This is a genomic window from Cohnella lupini (assembly GCF_003386205.1).
Classification (GTDB): domain Bacteria; phylum Bacillota; class Bacilli; order Paenibacillales; family Paenibacillaceae; genus Cohnella; species Cohnella lupini.
This window is the reverse complement of record NZ_QRDY01000018.1, coordinates 16,264-36,136: the sequence shown is the minus strand read 5'-3', so window position 1 is coordinate 36,136 and position 19,873 is coordinate 16,264. Positions and strand designations below refer to the sequence as shown.

The 19,873-nt window shown below is 51.1% G+C and carries 15 protein-coding genes; 7 read left to right on the top strand and 8 right to left on the bottom strand.

Translation table 11 applies throughout. The features are described from left to right. Positions 1 to 6: 6 nt before the first annotated feature. Both DFP95_RS22065 and DFP95_RS22055 read left to right on the top strand, forming a co-directional pair. A complete protein-coding gene (locus DFP95_RS22065) occupies positions 7 to 2,076 on the top strand; it encodes an alpha-amylase family protein (protein WP_115994866.1) in 2,070 nt (689 codons plus the stop codon). Between the two features lie 346 nt (positions 2,077 to 2,422). Then, positions 2,423 to 3,952: an ATP-binding protein gene (locus DFP95_RS22055; RefSeq protein ID WP_115994928.1), complete on the top strand. Its 1,530-nt coding sequence runs from the start codon at positions 2,423 to 2,425 to the stop codon at positions 3,950 to 3,952. A 65-nt stretch (positions 3,953 to 4,017) separates the two neighbouring features. On the opposite strand, the gene DFP95_RS22050 is transcribed toward DFP95_RS22055, so the two are convergent. The 6 genes from DFP95_RS22050 to DFP95_RS22025 all read right to left on the bottom strand — a co-directional run bounded on the left by DFP95_RS22050 (position 4,018) and on the right by DFP95_RS22025 (position 12,460). Next, on the bottom strand, positions 4,018 to 4,896 hold the full coding sequence (locus DFP95_RS22050) for a carbohydrate ABC transporter permease (RefSeq protein WP_115994864.1): 879 nt from the start codon (positions 4,894 to 4,896) through the stop codon (positions 4,018 to 4,020). Between the two features lie 17 nt (positions 4,897 to 4,913). Beyond that, positions 4,914 to 5,840 carry an ABC transporter permease gene (locus DFP95_RS22045; RefSeq protein ID WP_115994863.1) on the bottom strand — a complete coding sequence of 309 codons (927 nt, stop codon included), beginning with the start codon at positions 5,838 to 5,840 and terminating at the stop codon, positions 4,914 to 4,916. Positions 5,841 to 5,944: 104 nt separating this feature from the next. After that, entirely contained in the window at positions 5,945 to 7,666 is a 1,722-nt protein-coding gene (locus DFP95_RS22040) for a type 2 periplasmic-binding domain-containing protein (protein ID WP_181907561.1), read from the bottom strand. A gap of 131 nt (positions 7,667 to 7,797) precedes the next feature. Continuing rightward, complete coding sequence (locus DFP95_RS22035; RefSeq protein WP_115994861.1) at positions 7,798 to 9,432, bottom strand: response regulator transcription factor; 1,635 nt, start codon at positions 9,430 to 9,432, stop codon at positions 7,798 to 7,800. Beyond that, the gene (locus DFP95_RS22030; protein WP_115994860.1) at positions 9,407 to 11,185 is read right to left on the bottom strand and encodes a sensor histidine kinase; all 1,779 of its coding nucleotides are present in this window, start codon (positions 11,183 to 11,185) and stop codon (positions 9,407 to 9,409) included. The genes DFP95_RS22035 and DFP95_RS22030 overlap by 26 nt, the downstream gene beginning before the upstream one ends. A gap of 15 nt (positions 11,186 to 11,200) precedes the next feature. Beyond that, complete coding sequence (locus DFP95_RS22025) at positions 11,201 to 12,460, bottom strand: beta-galactosidase (protein ID WP_115994859.1); 1,260 nt, start codon at positions 12,458 to 12,460, stop codon at positions 11,201 to 11,203. A 618-nt stretch (positions 12,461 to 13,078) separates the two neighbouring features. Here DFP95_RS22025 and DFP95_RS22020 point away from each other — a divergent pair. After that, positions 13,079 to 14,230 carry a YecA family protein gene (locus tag DFP95_RS22020; protein WP_115994858.1) on the top strand — a complete coding sequence of 384 codons (1,152 nt, stop codon included), beginning with the start codon at positions 13,079 to 13,081 and terminating at the stop codon, positions 14,228 to 14,230. Further along, positions 14,227 to 14,982: an SDR family NAD(P)-dependent oxidoreductase gene (locus tag DFP95_RS22015; RefSeq protein WP_115994857.1), complete on the top strand. Its 756-nt coding sequence runs from the start codon at positions 14,227 to 14,229 to the stop codon at positions 14,980 to 14,982. The genes DFP95_RS22020 and DFP95_RS22015 overlap by 4 nt, the downstream gene beginning before the upstream one ends. 64 nt (positions 14,983 to 15,046) lie before the next feature. Here the strand turns inward: DFP95_RS22015 and DFP95_RS22010 are convergent, their stop codons facing one another. Continuing rightward, a complete protein-coding gene (locus DFP95_RS22010; RefSeq protein ID WP_115994927.1) occupies positions 15,047 to 16,045 on the bottom strand; it encodes an aldo/keto reductase in 999 nt (332 codons plus the stop codon). Between the two features lie 76 nt (positions 16,046 to 16,121). Continuing rightward, positions 16,122 to 17,057 (bottom strand): serine hydrolase domain-containing protein, encoded by a 936-nt coding sequence (locus tag DFP95_RS22005; RefSeq protein ID WP_115994856.1) that lies wholly within the window; start codon positions 17,055 to 17,057, stop codon positions 16,122 to 16,124. A 156-nt stretch (positions 17,058 to 17,213) separates the two neighbouring features. On the opposite strand from DFP95_RS22005, the gene DFP95_RS22000 reads away from it, so the two are divergent. From DFP95_RS22000 to DFP95_RS21990, 3 genes are all read left to right on the top strand, one after another. Beyond that, a complete protein-coding gene (locus tag DFP95_RS22000) occupies positions 17,214 to 17,498 on the top strand; it encodes a hypothetical protein (protein WP_115994855.1) in 285 nt (94 codons plus the stop codon). Positions 17,499 to 17,540: 42 nt separating this feature from the next. Next, a complete protein-coding gene (locus DFP95_RS21995) occupies positions 17,541 to 18,068 on the top strand; it encodes a hypothetical protein (RefSeq protein ID WP_115994854.1) in 528 nt (175 codons plus the stop codon). Positions 18,069 to 18,514: 446 nt separating this feature from the next. Further along, the gene (locus DFP95_RS21990; RefSeq protein WP_115994853.1) at positions 18,515 to 19,816 is read left to right on the top strand and encodes an ABC transporter substrate-binding protein; all 1,302 of its coding nucleotides are present in this window, start codon (positions 18,515 to 18,517) and stop codon (positions 19,814 to 19,816) included. The last annotated feature ends 57 nt before the right edge of the window (positions 19,817 to 19,873 follow it).

The following is a 19,873-nucleotide window of genomic DNA, read 5'->3' as shown; positions in this document are numbered from 1 at the left end:
ATACTTATGAACCCTCAGACCCGATTAAGATTCAGGCAAGTCCATATGGATTTCCACACTAGTCCCGACATTCCGGGAGTGGGGGAGCACTTCGACCCCGAGGAATTCGCCGGCATGCTCGAGGAAGCAAGAGTCGATTCTGTCACCTGCTTCGCAAGATGCCACCACGGCATGCTCTATTACGAATCCGAGCTGTTTCCCGAACGCGTTCATCCTCACCTTAAACGCCGTGACCTGCTTAAGGAGCAAATCGATGCTTGCCATCGCCGGGATATCCGGGTGCCGATCTACATTACGGTGCAGTGGGATTATTACACCGCGATGGCGCATCCGGAGTGGTTGTCCGTCTCCGAGAACGGCGACATATTGGCCGGTCCGGAGGAGCTAACGCAGAAGCCGTTCGAGCCCGGATTTTACCATATCCTGTGCGTGAACTCGCCTTATCGCGACTTTCTGTTCGCCCATACCGGAGAAGTATTGGAGAAGTTCGATCCGGCGGACGGTCTGTTCTTCGATATCCTGTTCCCGGTCAGTTGCGCCTGCCGGTATTGCCGGGAAGGAATGCTGGAGGAAGGGCTTCGGCCGCATTCCGACGCCGACCGGATGGCCTATTCGCTGCGATCGATCAACGGGTTCAAACGCGAGATGAGCGCGTTCATCCGCTCGCGCAATCCAACTGCGACGATATTTTACAACCGCGGCCACATTGGTACGGAGCATCGCGAGGTGGCTGCCGAGTTTAGCCACTTCGAGCTAGAGTCGCTTCCGAGCGGTTTGTGGGGCTATCTTCATTTTCCGGCTACGATCCGGTATGCCCGGAAGCTGGGCCTCGATTGCGTAGGCGTAACCGGCAAGTTCCATACGATGTGGGGCGATTTCCACTCCTTTAAAAACAAGGCGGCGCTGGAGTTCGAGACGTTCCGCATGCTTGCTCTCGGGGCCAAGTGCATGATCGGGGACCAGCTTGAGCCCGGCGGCAAACTGTCCGCTCCGGTCTATGATTTGATCGGCTCCGTCTTTCGGGAGATCGAACGGAAGGAGCCTTGGTGCGTCGACGCGGTACCGGTCGCGGAAATCGGGGTCGTCACGCCGGAGGTCTACGCCGGAGATGGGCTCGGCGAGCTGCATCCTGCGCTGCGCGGGGCGATCCGCATGCTTCAGGAAGGGGCGCATCAGTTCGACGTGATCGACTTCTACAGCGATTTGAGTCCATACAAGGTGATCATTCTGCCAGATACGATTCTCGTCGACGAAACGTTCGCGGGCAAATTGGAGCATTACGTCCGAAGCGGAGGCTCGCTGATCGCCACCTTTGAATCGGGGATGGGTCTGGACAAGAACCGCTTCCTTCTGCCCGGCATGGAACTAAGCCTTGAAGCGGAGCCGACCTTGGACATTCACGGCAATCCGGTAAGGGGCAAGCAGTATTATCGATTCGATTATGCGGAATACGTCGTTCCGGTTGGGGAGATCGGGCGGGGGCTTCCGCCGACGGAGCACGTGATGTACGCCAAAGGAGTGGAGCTGACGGCAGGCGCCGGCTCGACCGTGCTAGCCAAGACTGTTCGTCCTTATTTCGACCGGACTTACCGGCATTTCTGTTCGCACCGTCAGACGCCTTCTTCCGGGATCGAAGGTACGGATGCCATCGTGCGCGGCGGCAACGGCAGGACGATCTATTTCGCCCATCCTCTATTCTCGCAATATAACCGCAACGCGCCGCGTTGGTGCAAGCAGTTCGTGCTGAACGCCATCGAAATGCTGATCGGCAAGCCGTTGTTGATGCACGACGGCCCGAGCTCGGTGTTCGCTTCCGTCAACGAGCAACCGTCCGATAGCCGCACGGTCGTTCACCTACTTCACTATATCCCGGAGAGAAGAAGCGTGGATATCGATATTATCGAAGACGTTATTCCCCTGTACGACGTTCGGATCTCACTGGCGGGCGAGCCGGGAGTTAAGCGCGTCGCCTGCGTTCCCGACGGCCCCGAGATTGCGTTCGAGGAGAGGGACGGTAGAACGGTGTTCTCGGTGCCTGAAATCCGCGGGCATCAAATGATCGCTATAGAGCGTTAAATGGCCGAGGAGCCCGTTCCGACGATATGTCGGGCGGGCTTATTCGCGCGCGCAAAAACCGAATAAATCGCGTTCTTGGAGTTGCTAAGTTCGTCGTCCTCGAATCGTGAAATACCGGATTGGATGAATTTGAATGTTCTGCAAGGTCGGATTCTGTCGAGGAAAGAATCAAATTTCAAGAATGAAAATCCTTCTCATTTACTCCATTAATCTGTAGTATAAGTAGTGAGGCTTGGCTAAGCCAAGCCGCATTTTCGTTTCTATATGGGACTTTAACTTGCTGTTGTTGGAGGGCTCTTATTTGTTTTTCAAGGTTCTCGTGCCCATCATTTGTGGCTTAACCATAATGGCCTCATTGCTTTTGAATAAAACGACGAATATCTGGATGCTAATCTTGTTCGGTTCGCTTTTCGCGCTTAGCGTCGTGTTTCAGAAGAAGCACCCTATCGTACCCAAAATACAGATTATTTTTCTTGTCCTATTCCATTGGTACAGCCATATGAACTGGTGCTTGGGCTTATACTACATCTTAATTCTGATGGCCGCTCACACCAAGCAAACGTACAAACAAACCATACCGATCTTTTTATTGTATATCCTTCTGTACTCTACCATCCGATTATCTTACCAACCCTTAAATACCTACAACATGCTGGTCTCCATTTATGATTTTATAGGCGCGGCAATCGTCGGGTCTCTTTATCGTTATTTTTTTAGCTTGGAAGCCGAAAAGAAAAAGTTGAAAGAGAATAATAATTTCTTGGTCACCCACGATTCCCTTACCAAGCTTTTAAACTACGAGGGTTACGTCAACGCGCTTCAAGATTTAATTAACAAACAAAATCATTTTGTTCTGATCCTAATCGATTTTCAAGACTTTAAGTCCATTAATAATCAAAGCATAAGCAACGGAAACGAAGCTTTGGTAAATATATCGTTACTTCTGAAGCGTTTATTCGCAAATGCCCATACAATCTCCCGTTACGCAGGAGATCGGTTTGCCGTAACGATTCCGTCAAAAGAAAACGCGTTACACGAGATTAGCGAATTACTGAGTTCGAATGTGTTAGGATTTCAGGTTACTTACAGCATGACTCAATTCCCTCAGGAGTCGGCGTCGAAGGAAGAGCTAATCTCTATCGCCGAAGAGAAATTGTTTCAAAACAAGCGGATGATATGGTTGAAACGCGAAGAGGATTTATTCCGATCCGAGAAAATGAGAGCCGTTGGCGAATTGGCGGCAGGAATGGCGCATGAAATACGCAACCCTCTCACGACAATAAAAGGGTTTATGCAGTTGTCGCAAAAAAGCGGATACAATATCGGTCCTTGGTTTGAAACCATCATGAGCGAAATCACAAGAATGAACGAGCTGACGGCAGAATTCCTGCAATTTTCCAAGCCGAATATCAGTAAGATGAAAGCGGAATCTGTAACCGGGTGTTTAGACAGATTACTATTCTTGACCGAATCGGATGCCGCTTATCGCGGTCATAAAATCATGCTGGATATTGCCGACGACTCGCTATATGTCTATATTGATCGGGATAAAATGGTCCAAGTGTTGGTGAATCTCGTAAGGAACGGTCTGGAAGCCATGAGCGAACCGGGGGTTCTATCCATACGGGCTAAACGGGAAGAGGGGAATGCCGTCGTTGAAATTGAGGATACCGGTCCTGGAATTCCAGTATCGGAGCAAGCTAAAATATTTCAACCCTTCTATACGACGAAAGAGGAAGGTACCGGACTTGGGCTATCGATATGCCAAAAAATCGCGCAGGATCACGGCGGAAACTTGGAGATTCAAAGTGACGTCGGTAGCGGGGCGGTTTTTAGTTTAAGTTTGCCTGCATATGACTGGGCTCCCGAAGGCTGAAAAACGCGACACAAGAAATCGACATGAATGGCCGATTTCTTGTGTCGCGTTCGAGAGTGGGGAGGTTATTCCTTAACCGCTCCGAGAACGATGCCTTTCACGAAAAAGCGCTGGAGAAATGGGTATACGAGCAGAATAGGAAGCGCACCGATGAAGATTTGCGCCGATTTGACGGATTTATTCGATATATTCTCCATATCCTCCGGATTAATGGCCATTTTGGTGAAATCCTGCTGAACGATGATGGTCTGCAGCAACGTTGCCAACGGGTAATTGGATGCGTCCGTATTATAGAGCATGCCATGGAACCATTCGTTCCAATGAAAGACCATCGTGAACAAGGCCAATGTGGCGAGAGCCGGCAGCGACAGGGGCAAGTAGATGTTCCACATCGTCTTGAAGTGGCCTGCTCCGTCGATGAGCGCCGCCTCTTCCATCTCCTTCGGAATGTTGCGGAAGAAGTTGAGCAGCAGGATGATCGACCATACTTCAACGGCCGTGGGGAGGACGAGCGCCCACAAGGAGTTGTTCAAGCCAAGCTTCATAATCAGGATATAGTTCGGCACGAGGCCGCCCGTGAACAGCATCGTGAATACGAAGAACCATGCGTATAGGGAGCGGCCTCTAAAGCTGTAAGATTCTTTGGACAACGGGTAAGCGGTTATCGCGGCGATAATGAGAAAAATAGCGGTGCCAAGAAGCGTTCTTTGCAATGAAACGATGAGCGAGCGGCTGAAGTTGCGGTTGGACAACGTGTCGATGAACGAGTCGAACGTAAAGTCCACCGGCCATAAGTAAACCAGATTCGCCGTCGCCGCATCCCTTCCGCTTAAAGAAATGGCGAGAATATGAATCATCGGCAGCACGCAGCACAGGCTGATGCAAGCCAGAAAGATCGTATTGAACCAGGTAAAGAGGCGATAGCCATTCGTGCGATAGATCACGCCGTTTCCCCCTTCCGTCAGAATATGCGGTATCCGGCGAATTTGTAGGCAAGCCGGTAAGCAACGACGATCAGAACGAATCCGATCGCGGATTTGAACAGGCCGACCGCTGTGCCGAAGCCCATGTTGCCGCTAATGATTGCCGTCCGATAGACGTACGTATCGATAATGTCGCCTTTGTCGTAAACGAGCGCGTTGTACAAATTGAATATTTGATCGAATCCCGCGTTGAGAACGTTGCCGAGCGACAGCGTAGCAAGCACGATCGTAATCGGCATCATGGCTGGAATCGTAATATGCAAGGTTTGTTTCCAGCGGTTCGCGCCGTCTACGACGGCTGCTTCGTACAACGACGGGCTGACGCCCGCAAGCGCGGCGAGGAACACGATCGTTCCGAATCCGAATTCCTTCCAGACATGGCTGATGACTACCGTAAATCGAAACCAATCTCCATCGCCCAGGAAGAAGATCGGCTGGATGCCGAACAAATTACCAAGCAGCTTGTTGATCATTCCTCCTTCGGTCGACAGTATTTCGAGAAGGATCCCCCCGAGAATGACCCACGACAAGAAGTGCGGCAAGTAGACGAGCGTCTGCACGGATCGTTTGAACGAGGAGACTCGCACTTCGTTCAGTAGCAGCGAAAACAAGAACGGGGCGATCAAGCCGGCGATAATCTTGGACAAAGCGAGAATAAGCGTGTTCCACATGACTTGGATGCTATCGGGTTGTCCGAACAGCTTCTCGAAATTTTTCCAACCTACCCAAGGCGAATCCATGATTCCCGTCCAAGGCTTGAAATCCTGAAACGCCATAACGATGCCGCCCATCGGCACGTAAGCGAATAGAAGAGTAAGCAGAACGGCGGGAATGAGCATCATATGAAGCGGCCAATTGCGCTTGAGATTCCACTTGCGGCTTCTCCGAGCCAGTGTATTGCCCATTATCCTCCACTCCTTATTCTCTATAGAACTAGTGGGCCGCAGATCAGCCCGCCCGGCGAGAGCGGGCTAATCTGCGGCCTGGATTCGATTAAACCCGAGATTGATTATCCGCCGTTCGCGGCATTATACCAGTCGGTAACTTCCTTCTGGATTTGGTCTCCGCCGGCGCTTTTCCAGTTTTGAACCCACTTGTCGTAGTAATCGAGCGGTTCTTTGCCGTAAATGATTTTGCTGAACATTTCCGCTTCCATCTTGTCTAGATTCTCCTGCTTATCCTTCATCGTCTGCGTTTGCGGACCGTTGTATAGGTTGTTCACGGTGTGCTCGCGCTGCTCGTAAATATACTTGGCCGACAGCTTCGCCTGCATCGGGGACGTGGCCAATGTTTCCTCGTAAGGAGTCGCCGGCGCTCTGCCGTCCGCCAGTTCCGCCAACGCCTTGATCTGCTTGGACGGTACGACCGGAGCCATGAACAGGAACTGAGGGGCGTGCCTACCGCCCGGGATTTCGTTCTCCGTCGTAACCCGTTTGCCTCCGACGAAGTCGTAATCGTAGCCTCTGGCGAAGCCGAATTCGAACTCCCCGCCTTTCGGCGGATCCTCGTAATGTTCGTAAAGATAATTCTGATATTCGAACAACACTTCCGGATGCTTCATGTCTTTGTTAATGAGGAGCACCAGCCAGTGGTTGAGACCGTTGCCGATCTGTCCGATTTGGCCGTCCGGTCCTGCGGGAAGCGGATAAGGCTGTACGTTCGCGCCCTTGACGTTCGTCTCCGTCGCGTTGAACGGCCAGTTGTACGCCCATTGCGTCGAAAATGCGATGCCCGCCTGGCCGGATGTGTACAATTCCATCGCCTTGACCTCATCTTGAATGCCGACTTCTTTGTGCAAATAGCCTTTGTCGATCCATTCTTTGATTTTGCCGATCGCCGTCTTCGTTTCCGGCGTCGTCGTACCGTATACGATTTCCCCTTGAGCGTTTTTATGCCAAATGCTCATGAACGAACCGTAGGAGCCCATGATGGGGTTAAGCCCGAGCCACGTCGCCAAGTTGTATTTGACCGTCTTTAAGGCGGCGGCTACGGCGATCGTGTTCTTTTTCCCGTCTTTATCCGGATCCTTGTTCACGAACGCATCCATCACGACTTCCAACTCTTCGGTCGTGGTCGGCGCCTTCATGCCCAGGTTATCCAGCCAGTCTTGGCGGATCCACATGACGTCGTCGTGCAGAAGAGACGACTCGATCATCGGAATGCCGTATGTTTGGCCATCGCGCTTATAAGGTAGCCATACGTCTTTCGTTTCGTCCATCGCGGCTTTCCACTCGTCCGAAGCGTATTTATCGAACAGTTCGCCAACGGGTTGGAATTTGCCGGAATCGATCAACGTGTGCGCGACGTCCACGGGGACGTAGAGATAGTCCGGCATGGGTTCGTTCGCGGTCAAAGTCAGCATCAGCTTCGTCTTGAACGCGTCGTTGGTCGTTGGAGTCGTCCATAGAATCTTTTGCTTGATTCCCATCCGATCTTCCAGCCAGCGGGTGAATACGTTGTCGTCGAGCGTCTCGCCGTTCTTGAACTTCAGTTCAGGACCGATTTGTTTAACGGTCGTGATCTCGATCGGCGGATCGTATTTTCCGTCCTTCATGACGAGAGCGTCCGATTCCGGCGAGCTTTCCGTGCTTGAGGATGCTTCGGTCGTCGTTGCTTCAGTCGTTGCCGAAGGCGAGCTGGATTCATTCCCATCGTTCTTGCCGCTGCACGCCGCGAGCAGCGTTGCCGCGATGAACATAACGGCGATGGCCATCGATATTCGTCTTTGCATACAAGCTATCCCCTTCCTCATTCCTTATATTGATCCTTTGCAATTTCAGTATAAATAGCGCTTCCATAAGGGGATATGGGAAGATTTCAACATCGCGTGTAATTTATTAACTATTCTGAATATACGGGTAATTACCTTTCTCTGTACTCTTGAGGCGTGCGCTCGAATTGCTTTTTGAATACTTTGTTGAAGTATGCTTGATCAAGGCCGACCTGCTGGGCGATTTCATAGATTTTGAGTTCGGAGTGCTTCAGCAAATACACCGCTTTTTCCATTCGGATCTGATGGATATATTCGCGCAGATTTTCGCCGGTTTCCTGTTTGAAAATTTTGGACAAGTAGACGGGGTGGAAGTGGACGTGGTCCGCGATCGCCTGCAAGGACACGTCTTCCTGCAGACGATCGACGACGTAAGACTGTACTTTCGATAACAATTCCTTCCGAGAATCGCTTACGTAATTGTCTACGCTTGTCCGCAGCCGCTCCAGTACGGCGAGCGACCATTCCTTGAGCCGGACGGCCGAACGTAAACGGTCATCGTCGGACGTCGCGCTATCCATCATAAGATCGGATAACGGTTGTCCGTTCTTATGTGCGAAGTGTGAGAAGCTGGAAGCCATGGAGAAATAAGCTTCCATGAGATGCTCCCTCGAAGAAGGGAAACGGTTACGCAAATCGTTATAGATGGCATTCACTTTATTGGCCGCTTCGTCCCATTTCCCCGTATCCAGCAAATTCAGCAACGTCGGCAGCCGGTACAGCTCATCTAGCGCGGTAGTCTTCGCGGTCTCCTGATCCTCGTCGCCCATGGAATAGAATAACCCGCTGCTGCTGCCGATTCGATTCCGAAACGAGGTCATTGCCGTTTCATATAATCCCCGGATATTGCCCGGAAACTCTCCCCAATTACTCACCATAATCGATAGATTGCCTTTCAGATACGTATGAACGCTCATTTGCACCTGCGCGGCTAATCGTTCTACAAGTCGCAGGGTATCTTCCTCGACCGGCTCCGGTTGTTCCGCATCGGAGAGGGGCTCGCGATCCCGGAGCCGAAGAACGAATACCAAATAAGCATGGGTATCCGAATGATACCAGGTATCGAATCGCTTCCCGAATATCTCCTCCGTAATATTGCATACGGCGTATTCGAGCAATTGGAGCCTACGGGCATCGTAGCCGTAGAATTCATCCTCCAGCCGGACGAGAAGCAGGGAAACGGTATCCCCTGGGGCGAATGGAAGCTTGAGCAGCTCCAACTTAAGCATTAACGCCTTTCGTTCGGGCACGAGCCCTTGCAGCAAATCCCCGAGCAGGTTGTGCTTGAGCAGCGGCATATGCTCCCGCAACGCGACAACGGATGCCTTGTATTCGCTTATCTGCTCCCATTCCGCCCTGAGCTTCGCTTGCACCTTCCGTATCGTTTCCGCCAATTCGTCCTCATGAATCGGCTTCAGCAAGTAATCCGTCGTCTCGGCCCGAATCGCTTCGCGCGCATAATCGAACTCCCCGTGTCCGGACAGAATGATGCAACGGGTCCCGGACCAGCGTTCGCGGATTTCGCGGATAAGCTCAAGGCCGTTCATGCCCGGCATGCGGATATCCGTGATGACGATATCGACATGATGCTGGTTAAGCTGTTGTAGGGCTTCGTAAGCGGAGGAAGCCGTATAGACGTGATCGATCTCGAGTTTCTCCCAGGCAATCGTATACTTCAGTCCTTCAATCACGGAATACTCGTCATCGACGATCATCACTCGAAACATCCGAATCCACTCCTTCCGGAAAGATATAGTCGCTAGGCGTCCACGACAGCTTTACGACTAAGCCCGCCTGCTCCGAGTGCAGGTAGTGAACGCCGGCCTGATCTCCGAAACGCAAGGCCAGTCGCTGATTCACGTTCCAGACGCCGTATCCGGTTTCATCGCTGACCGGCTGCTTCAATCGCCGGTTCAATTCCTGAAGCCGTTCCGCGGCCATCCCGACGCCGGTATCCTCGATCTCCAGCCATACGCCTTCTCGATTCGCACCTCCGGTGATCCTGATGGTTCCGCCTCCAGGCTTCGGCTCGATCCCATGAATAACCGCATTCTCGACGATCGGCTGCAGCAACAGGCGCGGAATTTGCAATTGCTGAAGCTTCTCCGGCACTTCGATCGCGTAGTCGATCCGGTTTAAACGCAGCTTTTGAATTTCCAAGTAATTCCGAACGAGGGTCAACTCGTCGGCAACGGTCGTATCCGGTTTCTCCAGACGGGTCGTGTATTTAAAGAAATTGCCCAAGTTGATCGCCATCCGTTCAATCGGCTCCAACCGTTCCAATCGGGCCATATTGACGATGAAATACAGGCAGTTATACAGAAAATGCGGATTAATCTGGGATTGAAGCTGCTTCAGCTGCGCATCCCGGGAGCGAAGCTGCTCGGTATACACGTTCTCTATTAATCGTTGAATTTGTTCGGTCATATCGTTGAAACGCTGAAATACGAAGCTGAATTCCGTATTCTTCACGGATTGGATGCGGGTGCTGAAATCGCCGTTCTTCACCTGGCGGAGGCTTCGCATCAACGTCAGGATGGGGCGTTGGACTTGTCGGTACAGCATGAAAGCGGCGAATAAGCCTAGCAACAGCTGTAAGACGAGAGAAGCATAGAAAAGCCGGGTACTGTTAACGATCGGAGACAGCACCTGCTGCATCGGAACGTAATCGACGATCGCCCAACCCTTGAGGTTGGTCTGGATATAGTTCACCAGATAGGTTTGACCGGACAGCTTGGCGCGGAAAGAATCCGACCAATCAAGCGGCCGTTGCCTAAGCAACTGAGCCACTTGTTCGGTCAGATTCTCGTTTTGCGTCCGATTCGCTATGATGCCAAGCTCCGCGTGATACATGAACGGATCCCCTTGGCCCGTAGCCTTATAATCGTTGAGCAACTGAATCAGGTTATCGTCGTCGAGCCTCAGCTCGACGACGTTATCGGCTTTAAGCGGGTCGCTGTAGCCTGACGATGAACGGATGGAATAGAATAAAAACTGGTAATTAGGCTTCGAGGCGTCGCCGCTCTTCTCGGAAATCCATTCGCTGGCCGCGCGTCCGGTAAGCATATCGTCATCGTAGTTAATCAAAGCGGCAGGATTAATGGCTTCTTGTTTTTTGGGAAAGTAGATGGTGCTCCGCGAGGGCCAGTCCGACTGGATGTTCTGAATGGTGATTCGATCTTCCGCTTTCCTTTTCGTATCGACGACATCGAAAAAGCTTTCGAAGCCTTCGATCGTCTCGAACGATATGACGATCGGATCGCTCCCTAGCTGAATAGCCGATTTGGCCAGATGATCGAGCTGCAGATTAAGCCGATTCTGCGCAAAGGCGAGCCTGCTGTCGATCGCGTTTTTGATCTCGTTCTGCACGACCCCGACCGATACCCGGTTCGAATAGACATACAAGCCGAAGATCGGAATAAGAAGGAAGACGATAAACAAAATCACCTTGTGGAAGATGGTCAGACGGCCTAGCAACATAGCATATCCCCTTTGCTACGATTCGATAAGGTCTGCGCTTAACACTTCGCGGTGCGTCGCCGTCACGGAAGCCGTGAACTCCTCCCAAGGCTTATCATCGGCGGTTAGCAGCCCATAATTGCCGTTCAGCGGGTGTCGATTGGAGTTGAAGTCGTACAAGGCGAACCAATGGGCTCCTACGCACGAAGGAAACGCCGCAGCCTTTTTAATAAACATATCATATATTTGTCCCCGGCGTTTCTGATCTTTTACCGTGGCATGCTGCGCGCCGTTCGTGCTGCTCAAGTAACCGGCCTGACGTCCCGCGCAGAAGCTGAATTCGGTGACCATTACCGGTTTACCCGTCAGATTGGCTACGCGAGTCAACCACTTTTCCGGAAAATGGCGGGTGTAGAAGTTCAGGGACACGACGTCCAAATATTGTCCCATGACTTCCAATACGACTTCCGGAGTGCTGGCTCCGACCAATCGGCAACCCAGAACCAGGTGGTCCGAGTCGTACGTCTTCAGCAAGGAGGTAGTGGTGCCGTAATAGGTCTCCGCTATTAGCTTCAGGAAGTCCAATTTGTCCTGCTCGAAAGCCTCGGTTTCGGCCGTGTAGCTGAAGATGGTAAGCAGATCGTCGAACTCCCAATATTCGCCGCTCCAAGCCTCGTTGAGCCGGTCGATGTCTCCGTAACGCTCCTTGAGGAAGCGGACCCATCTCTGTTTGCCGGGCGCATGAGAGGGCAGCTCGAAATAATCCTGAACGAGATTCGCCGGATCCGCGCCTAGCTTCATATCGTCCATGCCCCACTGGCCGCCCTTGCCCCACCAATGCAGTTCGTTATCCGTGTAGTAGCCGATCAGAGAAGGGTCGTCCTTCAGCATGCGTCCCTCGCCGTAGAAGTGCTCGCTTAGCACGCGTTGGACCGAATAGACGAAGCTGCTGCAGAACACGTCGGGAAAACCGAAGCCCCAATCCACATTGACTTTATTGGCATGCTGGGACATTCGGAGCTCGATCGTTTTCGGAAACGAATTGCCCCAATAGTATTTCTCGTGCCAGGCCGCCAGCGTGTTGAATCCGTACTCGCGAATTTGCTCCAGCTTCCGGTCGGCAAATTTGGGGAACCATGAGCCGTCGTCTCCGTATTCCTGCATTTTGGCGCTGCTGAGACTGTCCGGAAGGAACACGCAATTCACTCCGAGTGAGAAGAAGGGCTTGCCGTTCGGATCAAGCAGCGACCAGCTTCCGTCCTCTTTGCGGCTTGTGGTGAAATATCGATTCGTCATCTGGATATGGCCCCTTTCATGTGTTGTTTTTTTAACTAGACATAGTATTAATACTAGAGGTAACGAATCGACATTAGTATTGGAAACCTTGAATCTGGATTGTGTTCTGTTAGCGTGTTTTGTCCGCCGGGAGGCGGAAGCCGCAACCCTTAAATATCGACACAGCAGTTCATTCGTTTCAGGACTATTTCGAGCTGATCGCACGATACATTTTTAAATACGATGTGTTTCATTGTATTTTTGAAGCATGTTCAAGAATTATGCTGGATAAAGATGTTTTTTATGACTATTGGCCTCCGATTGTTCTATTCCATTCAGAAATACAATCTATAGTGATGTTCCTCATCGTACTTTGATTGCATAAGCGCCAAACAGCGACAATAACGATGATTATCATTCTACTTCCCTTGACTTACCACTTTTGATAGCTCGTATTTGGTCAAGTCTAACCGCAGAGCAAGCTTTTATCTCGAAGTGACGGATGGCGAAGCCATTTTTCTTGTCTCATTTCTTATCCTTAGCGTGTTGTTTCTTTTCCTCATAGCGTAGGCACAGAATCGAATTCCCTCAAATCATGTATAATGATTAAAAAGAACAGAACAGAGGGTTGTGATACGAATGATCGATCTCATGGAGATGTACAATCGGAGGAATCAAGAACTCGCCATCCAGGGTGCGGTAAAATATCGTCTGGAAGAAATTCTATCGTTGCTTGGCAAGAATCGTTTAACGGATATAGCTACTTCAATCGGTTTGCCTGGGCGGTCTTCAATGAAAAAGGCAGAACTTGCCGCTCGGTTGCCCGAAGTTCTATTAAAGGAATATAGACTGGATGCTACGTTGCTATTGGCCCGGGAAGAGGAGTTTCAGTTCTTTCAGAATGTACGGAGTCAGCCCTGCTTACAAGCTGACGATATCACGCCCGGCACTTATTTGCACTTCGTGGATTACGGGGTTTTATTTACGTTTTGGCAAAAGGACAAGCTGTATTTCGTTATCCCCGAAGAAGTGAAAGAGGCTCTGCGACAGTTGGATTGGGATGCGTTGCTATTGACCCGTGCAAGGGAGCAAGTCGTGCTTCAATATGTAAACGCCGCGGTTAATCTCTACGGGGTTTGCACGCCGGAACTGATTCTCGAGATCTATAACGATCAGAACGATCAAAGCTTAAGACTGCAAGACCTCGAGGAGATCACCGATTTTCATTTGAAAAGAGTGCAGTTTTATGAGCGGATGGATGGTTATTATGTGAGTCAGTACTTTGACGAGAGTACCGTTCAGGAAATGCAAGCTCTCCTGAAGCGAATTCAGAACAAGCCTCGATATATTCCAAGTAAAGAGAAGTTCCTAATGTACTCGGACGATCACTATTCCGAGATGACGCCGCAGTTATTGCAGCTGAGACTCTTTATTCTCAATCAGTTGTGCGAGGATGCCGAGCTTGTGGATTCGGCCATTGACGATATTCAGATTGCCTGCTCTATGGAAGAGCCTTTGCAGTCGATCGTGAACGAGTTGGATAGAAGAGGGATCACTTTTGACAATATCAATCAAGTAAAAAGGTTCAGCTCTCTGGTGACGGAAGTATATAACCACACCCGGCTTTGGTCCAACTGCGGGCATACGCCTGCCGAATTGGGCGCTCTAACGGGAGGCTCGGCTATCCGTGCAATTCCGGGACAACGCGTCGTGGCCGCCAAGGTTGGGAGAAACGACCCTTGTCCGTGCGGAAGCGGGAAGAAATATAAGAAGTGTTGTGGCGAACAATGAACGAAGCGCGATTGAATGGTCGAATCGCTCTGATCACCGGAGCGGGAGCGGGTATCGGCAGGGTATTGGCTCAGAGCTACGCGCGCGAAGGGGCTTTTGTGGTCGCAGTTGACCGAAATGCCGAAGAGCTACGGCGAACAGAGGAGTTAATAAAGGCGGAAGGGTTTCAGGTCGGCGCCTTAGTGATGGATATATCGAAGCCGGAGGAGATTGAGCAGTTGTTTCAGAGCTTGAAGCAACGGCAAGGGCGATTAGACGTTCTAGTCAACAATGCCGGCTTCGGGGTGCGGAAATCTCCCTATGACCTGGAGTTGTCGGAGTGGGACAGCGTATTGAATACGAACTTGCGGGGGACGTTCCTCTGTTCGCGGGAAGCGGCCAAGCTCATGCGAGACAACGGTGGCGGCTCTATCGTCAACATTTCCTCCACGCGGGCACTCATGTCCGAAGCGAATTCGGAGGCTTATGCGGCATCCAAGGGCGGAATATTGTCGCTCACGCACGCGATGGCCGTCTCCTTGGGACCGGATAAGATTACGGTGAACGCGATTTGTCCCGGTTGGATCGAGACGGGAGACTACGACAAGCTTCGAACGGAGGACCATGCTCAGCATCCTTCCGGAAGAGTCGGAACCCCAATGGATATCGCGCGCGCATGTCTCTATCTGACGGATCCTCGCAACGATTTCATTACCGGGACGCAGATGATCATAGACGGCGGAATGACGCGCCGAATGATCTACGAAGAATAACGGAAAGTCAGGCGAAACGAAAGGGAGTCGGTGCGGTTCATTCAGCCGCGACGACTCCCTTTCTTTATTTAAACCGGTAAAAGCGCGGTTCCTCGAACCAGAAGCTTCCGTCTTGGGAAAAGTCTACATAAGGGCTTGGAGACACAAGATTAATCTGATTTAAATCTTCTTCCGTTAATCGAGTCTCGAGCGCTTTCAGATTGTCGCTCAATTGCTTCTCGTTCCGAATGCCGACGACCGGAATGATGCCCGGACGATGCAGCAACCAAGCCAAGGCGAATTGCCCGAGCGTCATCCCTTTGGACTCGGCCCATTGCGCGAGTTGCTCTACTCGGACCAACTTCTCCCGATTTTTAGGGGAATCCGGATCCATTCGCTCTCCGCGGGAGTTGTCCGGAAGCGGCTGCCCCAACCGATACTTGCCCGATAACCAGCCCCCGTCCAGCGGAGAGTAGCATAGAGTGGAGAGTCCGTGACGTTCGGAGGCAGGCAAAATTTCCTGCTCGATATAACGGTTGAAGATATGATAGGAAGGTTGATTCGTAACGAAGCGTTCAAGGTTCATTTTGTCGCTGACCCATAGAGATTCTACGATCCTCCAGGCTTCGAAATTCGAACAACCGATATAACGGACCTTACCTTGTTTAACGAGGTCATCCAACGCCCGCAAAGTCTCGTCCAACGGAGTGTGCGGATCCGGCCGGTGAACTTGATACAGATCTATGTAGTCGGTATTAAGCCGCTTCAAGCTGGCCTCGACCTGGCGCATGATGCGGTAACGGCTTGCGCCTTCCCCGTTCGGCCCCTCGGCGGTCCGGACTTTGAATTTCGTCGCCACGATGACTTGATCTCTTCGGCCCTTGATCGCTTTGCCGATAATTTCCTCGCTGGTTCCTTTTCCGTACGTGTCCGCCGTATCCAAGAAATTGATACCGGAATCCAACACGCGGTCAATGACGGATAGAGAGGTTTTTTCGTCCAAATCCCAATTCCCGTAAGTCATCGTTCCCAAGCATAGACGAGAAACCTGTAAGCCCGTTCTTCCCAAATACGAGTATTCCATCATGAACGACCTCCAATGATTTTTTCTTGCTTTCACTATGAGTATAACGTATGGAGATGTTTTTTTTACAAATTGATTAACTCAAGCCGGCAGCGTGAACTTCGATCAAGAACGGAGCAATTCGTTGTCGGAAGAGATCCAGCGGCATCAGCCCCTTCTTGCGTTGCTTGCGAGTCAGGACGACGACGGCATCAAGAGTCGGCACGATAATAATGAATTGTCCTCCGAATCCCCGAGCGTAATAGAAGTCGAGTTCGCTAACGGATTCGCTCCACCAATGCCAGCCATAGAAGCCCCGTTCGGGTGCCTTAACGGCAATGGCAGGCTTCGTTGAACGCTCTACAAGAGAGCGGGAAATGAGCTGTCGATGATTCCAGACCCCTTGATGCAAATAAAGAAGTCCGAATTTCAGCATATCGTGCGCGGTAAGCTGCAATCCGAATCCCCCGGTATGAATCCCCTGAGGATCGCGTTTCCAATCATATTGTTCGATGCCAAGCGGGGAGAAGAGATTAAGCTCGGCATATCGGGCGATGTCCATACCCGTTGCTTGCGCTAATATAGCGGCCAATAATTGCGAGACGCCGGAATTGTAAACCATCCTGGTACCGGGTTCGTCGGACAGGGGTTGCTCTAGAACATAACTTATCCAATCCGGCGATCGGGACATTTGGGGAAAGGAGTTTAATCCCCCGAATTCATTCCACCGGAACCCGGCCGTCAGCGTCAGCAGATGCTCGAGCGTAATGCTTTTCTTGCGCGCGTCTTTATCGTTGAGCAGTTGAGGAAAATAGCGCGATATTAACGTATCCGTTGAAGCAACAAGTCCTTGTTCCATAGCTATGCAGATAAGCGCCGATAGTACGCTTTTGGTGCAGGAGTTAATGGGCATTAGCCGGGAAGAAGCTTGCTCCGACTTTTCATAATGATAGATGGGCTCTCCTTGGTAATGAATGATACAACTGCTTAAATCATAGGCTTCGACCTCATGTGACCATGCAGTGAAATTCATCTATTTCATTCCTTCGTGTTGTCGAATTGGAAATTCGGAAGTCGCGGAGTTCGTAGTCCTCTTGAAGTATAGGATATCAGAAAAGGACGGCTATCAATAATCTTCCCCAAAGGAATACCCGCTATTTCCGGCGGATTCGCGGTTGTCGGCGCGAAATTGTACCGGAAGGAATTCGGCTACTTCTGCCATCGTCCCAAGGGAACGCGCGATTGGCTGATGATGTATATCGTCTCCGGCATCGGAATCATCGAGAAAGTGCCGCAAACGTTCGAATGCAACAGCGGAGACCTGGTTCTGATCGCTTCGGGAACTAGGCAAGAGTTCTACACCGCCGAGGAGAGCGTCTGGGAAAAGATGTGGTGCCATTTCACGTCGAGGCAGAACTTCTACAGCTGGCTGTCGTTCGCGGACAACGTGGACGGCGTTCTTATCTTGCGGTAGTCGGGCGAGGACAAGGAGCAGGTTCGCAAAGCATTCGAGAGGATGCTGAAAAATTATTGTTCCATCAGCCCCCACCGGGGGTGCACCGCCATAGTCGGAATTTACGACCTTGAGGAGAGCAATCCTCGAGGCTTCATCGCCAAAGTCGGTTTTCCCGACCATGGGGAGAGCGAGCCACCGGGATGCACCGCCATAGTCGGATTTTCCGACCATGAGGAGAACAATCCTCGAGGCTTCATCGCCAAAGTCGGTTTTCCCGACCATGAGGAGAGCAAACCACCGGGCTACATCGCCATAGTCGGATTTTCCGACCATGGGGAGAGAGAGCCACCGTGCTACAACGCCATAGTCGGATTTTCCGACCATGAGGAGAGCAAACCACCGGGCTACACCGCCATAGTCGGATTTTCCGACCATGAGGAGAGCAAACCACTGGGCTACACCGCCATAGTCGGATTTTCCGACCATGAGAAGAGCAAACTACCGGGCTACAACGCCATAGTCGGAATTTCCGACCATGGGGAGAGAGAGCCACCGGGCTACAACGCCAAAGTCGGTTTTCCTGACTAAGAGGAGAGCGAACCACCTTGGCTGCATCGCCATAGTCCCCTCAGGGATACCATTGTCCGGGTTGAGGAGGCTGGCTTGAAACTTCCGAAAGAAAAGAATTGAGCTCAAGAACGTGCCGAGGGTATTGCCCAGTAAGGACATGCAGGAAAGAGTAGTGGGGAGAGGCATGAATAATCGAGTAACGATAGTGACTTCGGGTGAATAGTTGGGAGATGCACGAAATATTCCCTTCGTGAGCGTTTTCCGGTATTTAGCGACTTCTAATATCATCCGAATATTCAGAAATAAAATAATATTGCGAATTAAAAGAAAATTATTGAAAATTAAAGCGTTGCCATTTACAATTGTACCTATCATACAGGCTGAATGCTAAGATGCATGCTTGGGTGATACATACGAGAATGCCGGATGAGTTGGAGGCTTGTTATTAAAAGGAGGTTATTTCAATGGCGGCAAAAAAAGGGAAAAGGATGTTGCTCGTTGCAATTGCAGGCGTTCTGCTCTTGAGCGTTATGGCAGGTTGCAGCAGCAACGGCGGGAGCGGAAAGAAAGTCACGTTGCGGATGATCGAAAGCTTGACTAGTCCCGGTCGCACAACCGTTTTGAAAGAGATGATTTCCAAATTCGAAACGGCGAATCCGAATATTACTGTCGAGTTGATTTCCCCCCCTTTCGACCAAGCCGACAACAAAATCAAGACGATTCTCGGAGCTAAGCAGGATCTCGACGTATTGGAAGTACGCGACCTTACCGTTTCTGAATTTGCTAATAACGACTATCTCGAGCCTCTTAATGATTACGTAAAGGACTGGCCGGATTACGCAACCGAGGTCGACGTGGCCAAATCGGTCGCAACGCTTAACGATAAGCTGTACTTTATTACGAACGGCATGTACCAGCGTCAAATGTTCTATCGCAAAGACTGGTTCCAGGAGCTAGGCATTGAGCCGCCGAAGAACTACGAAGAAATGGTGGCGGCCGCGGTCAAGCTGACGGATCCAAGCAAGAACCGTTTCGGCTTCTCATTCCGCGGGGGAGCAGGAGCTAACAGCGTTCCGGATACGATCATTCTTAACGCCAACTTCGATCGTATCGATCATGAGGATTCGATGTTCTTGACGGATGGCAAGACGATGTATTCGACGCCGGAGGCGAAGAAAGCCGTTGATCTGTATGTAAAACTGTACAAAGAAGGTTCTCCGAAGGATTCGATCAACTGGGGCTACCAAGAGCAGGTTCAAGCGTTCACGTCGGGAGTCACCGGCATCCTGCTGCAAGACCCGGACGCTATCCCGGCGCTGATGGAAAAGATGGATGTCAGCACAATCGGCACGGCCCCAATGCCGAAAGGACCAAGCGGCAAGGCGTTTACGGCAACCGGCGGCGGCGGATGGGGGATTACCAAATATTCGAAGCATAAGGACGAGGCGTTCAAGCTTATCTCGTTCCTGTCGAGTCCGGAACAAAATACTTATTTCGCTCAGAAGACCGCACTCATTCCAATCCACTCTACGGCAAGCAACGATCCGTTCTTCCAAACGGATTTGTATAAATCGTTGCTTGAAATGTCTAGCAAGCCGGACGAATTCGTTAACCTGAAAGCAAACACGAAGTACCCGGGCACGGGCCAATGGGGTCAAGTGGCGATGGAAACCGGTCAGTCGATGCTGCTAGGGCAGGTGTCGGTAGAAGATACTTTGAAAAAATGGGATCAGTTCTGGGCGGATCAGAGAGCGAATTTAAAATAAAATAAATGGGATGTTAAAGGACGATGGGTGGCGGGCAGCCCCCATCGTTTACCATTT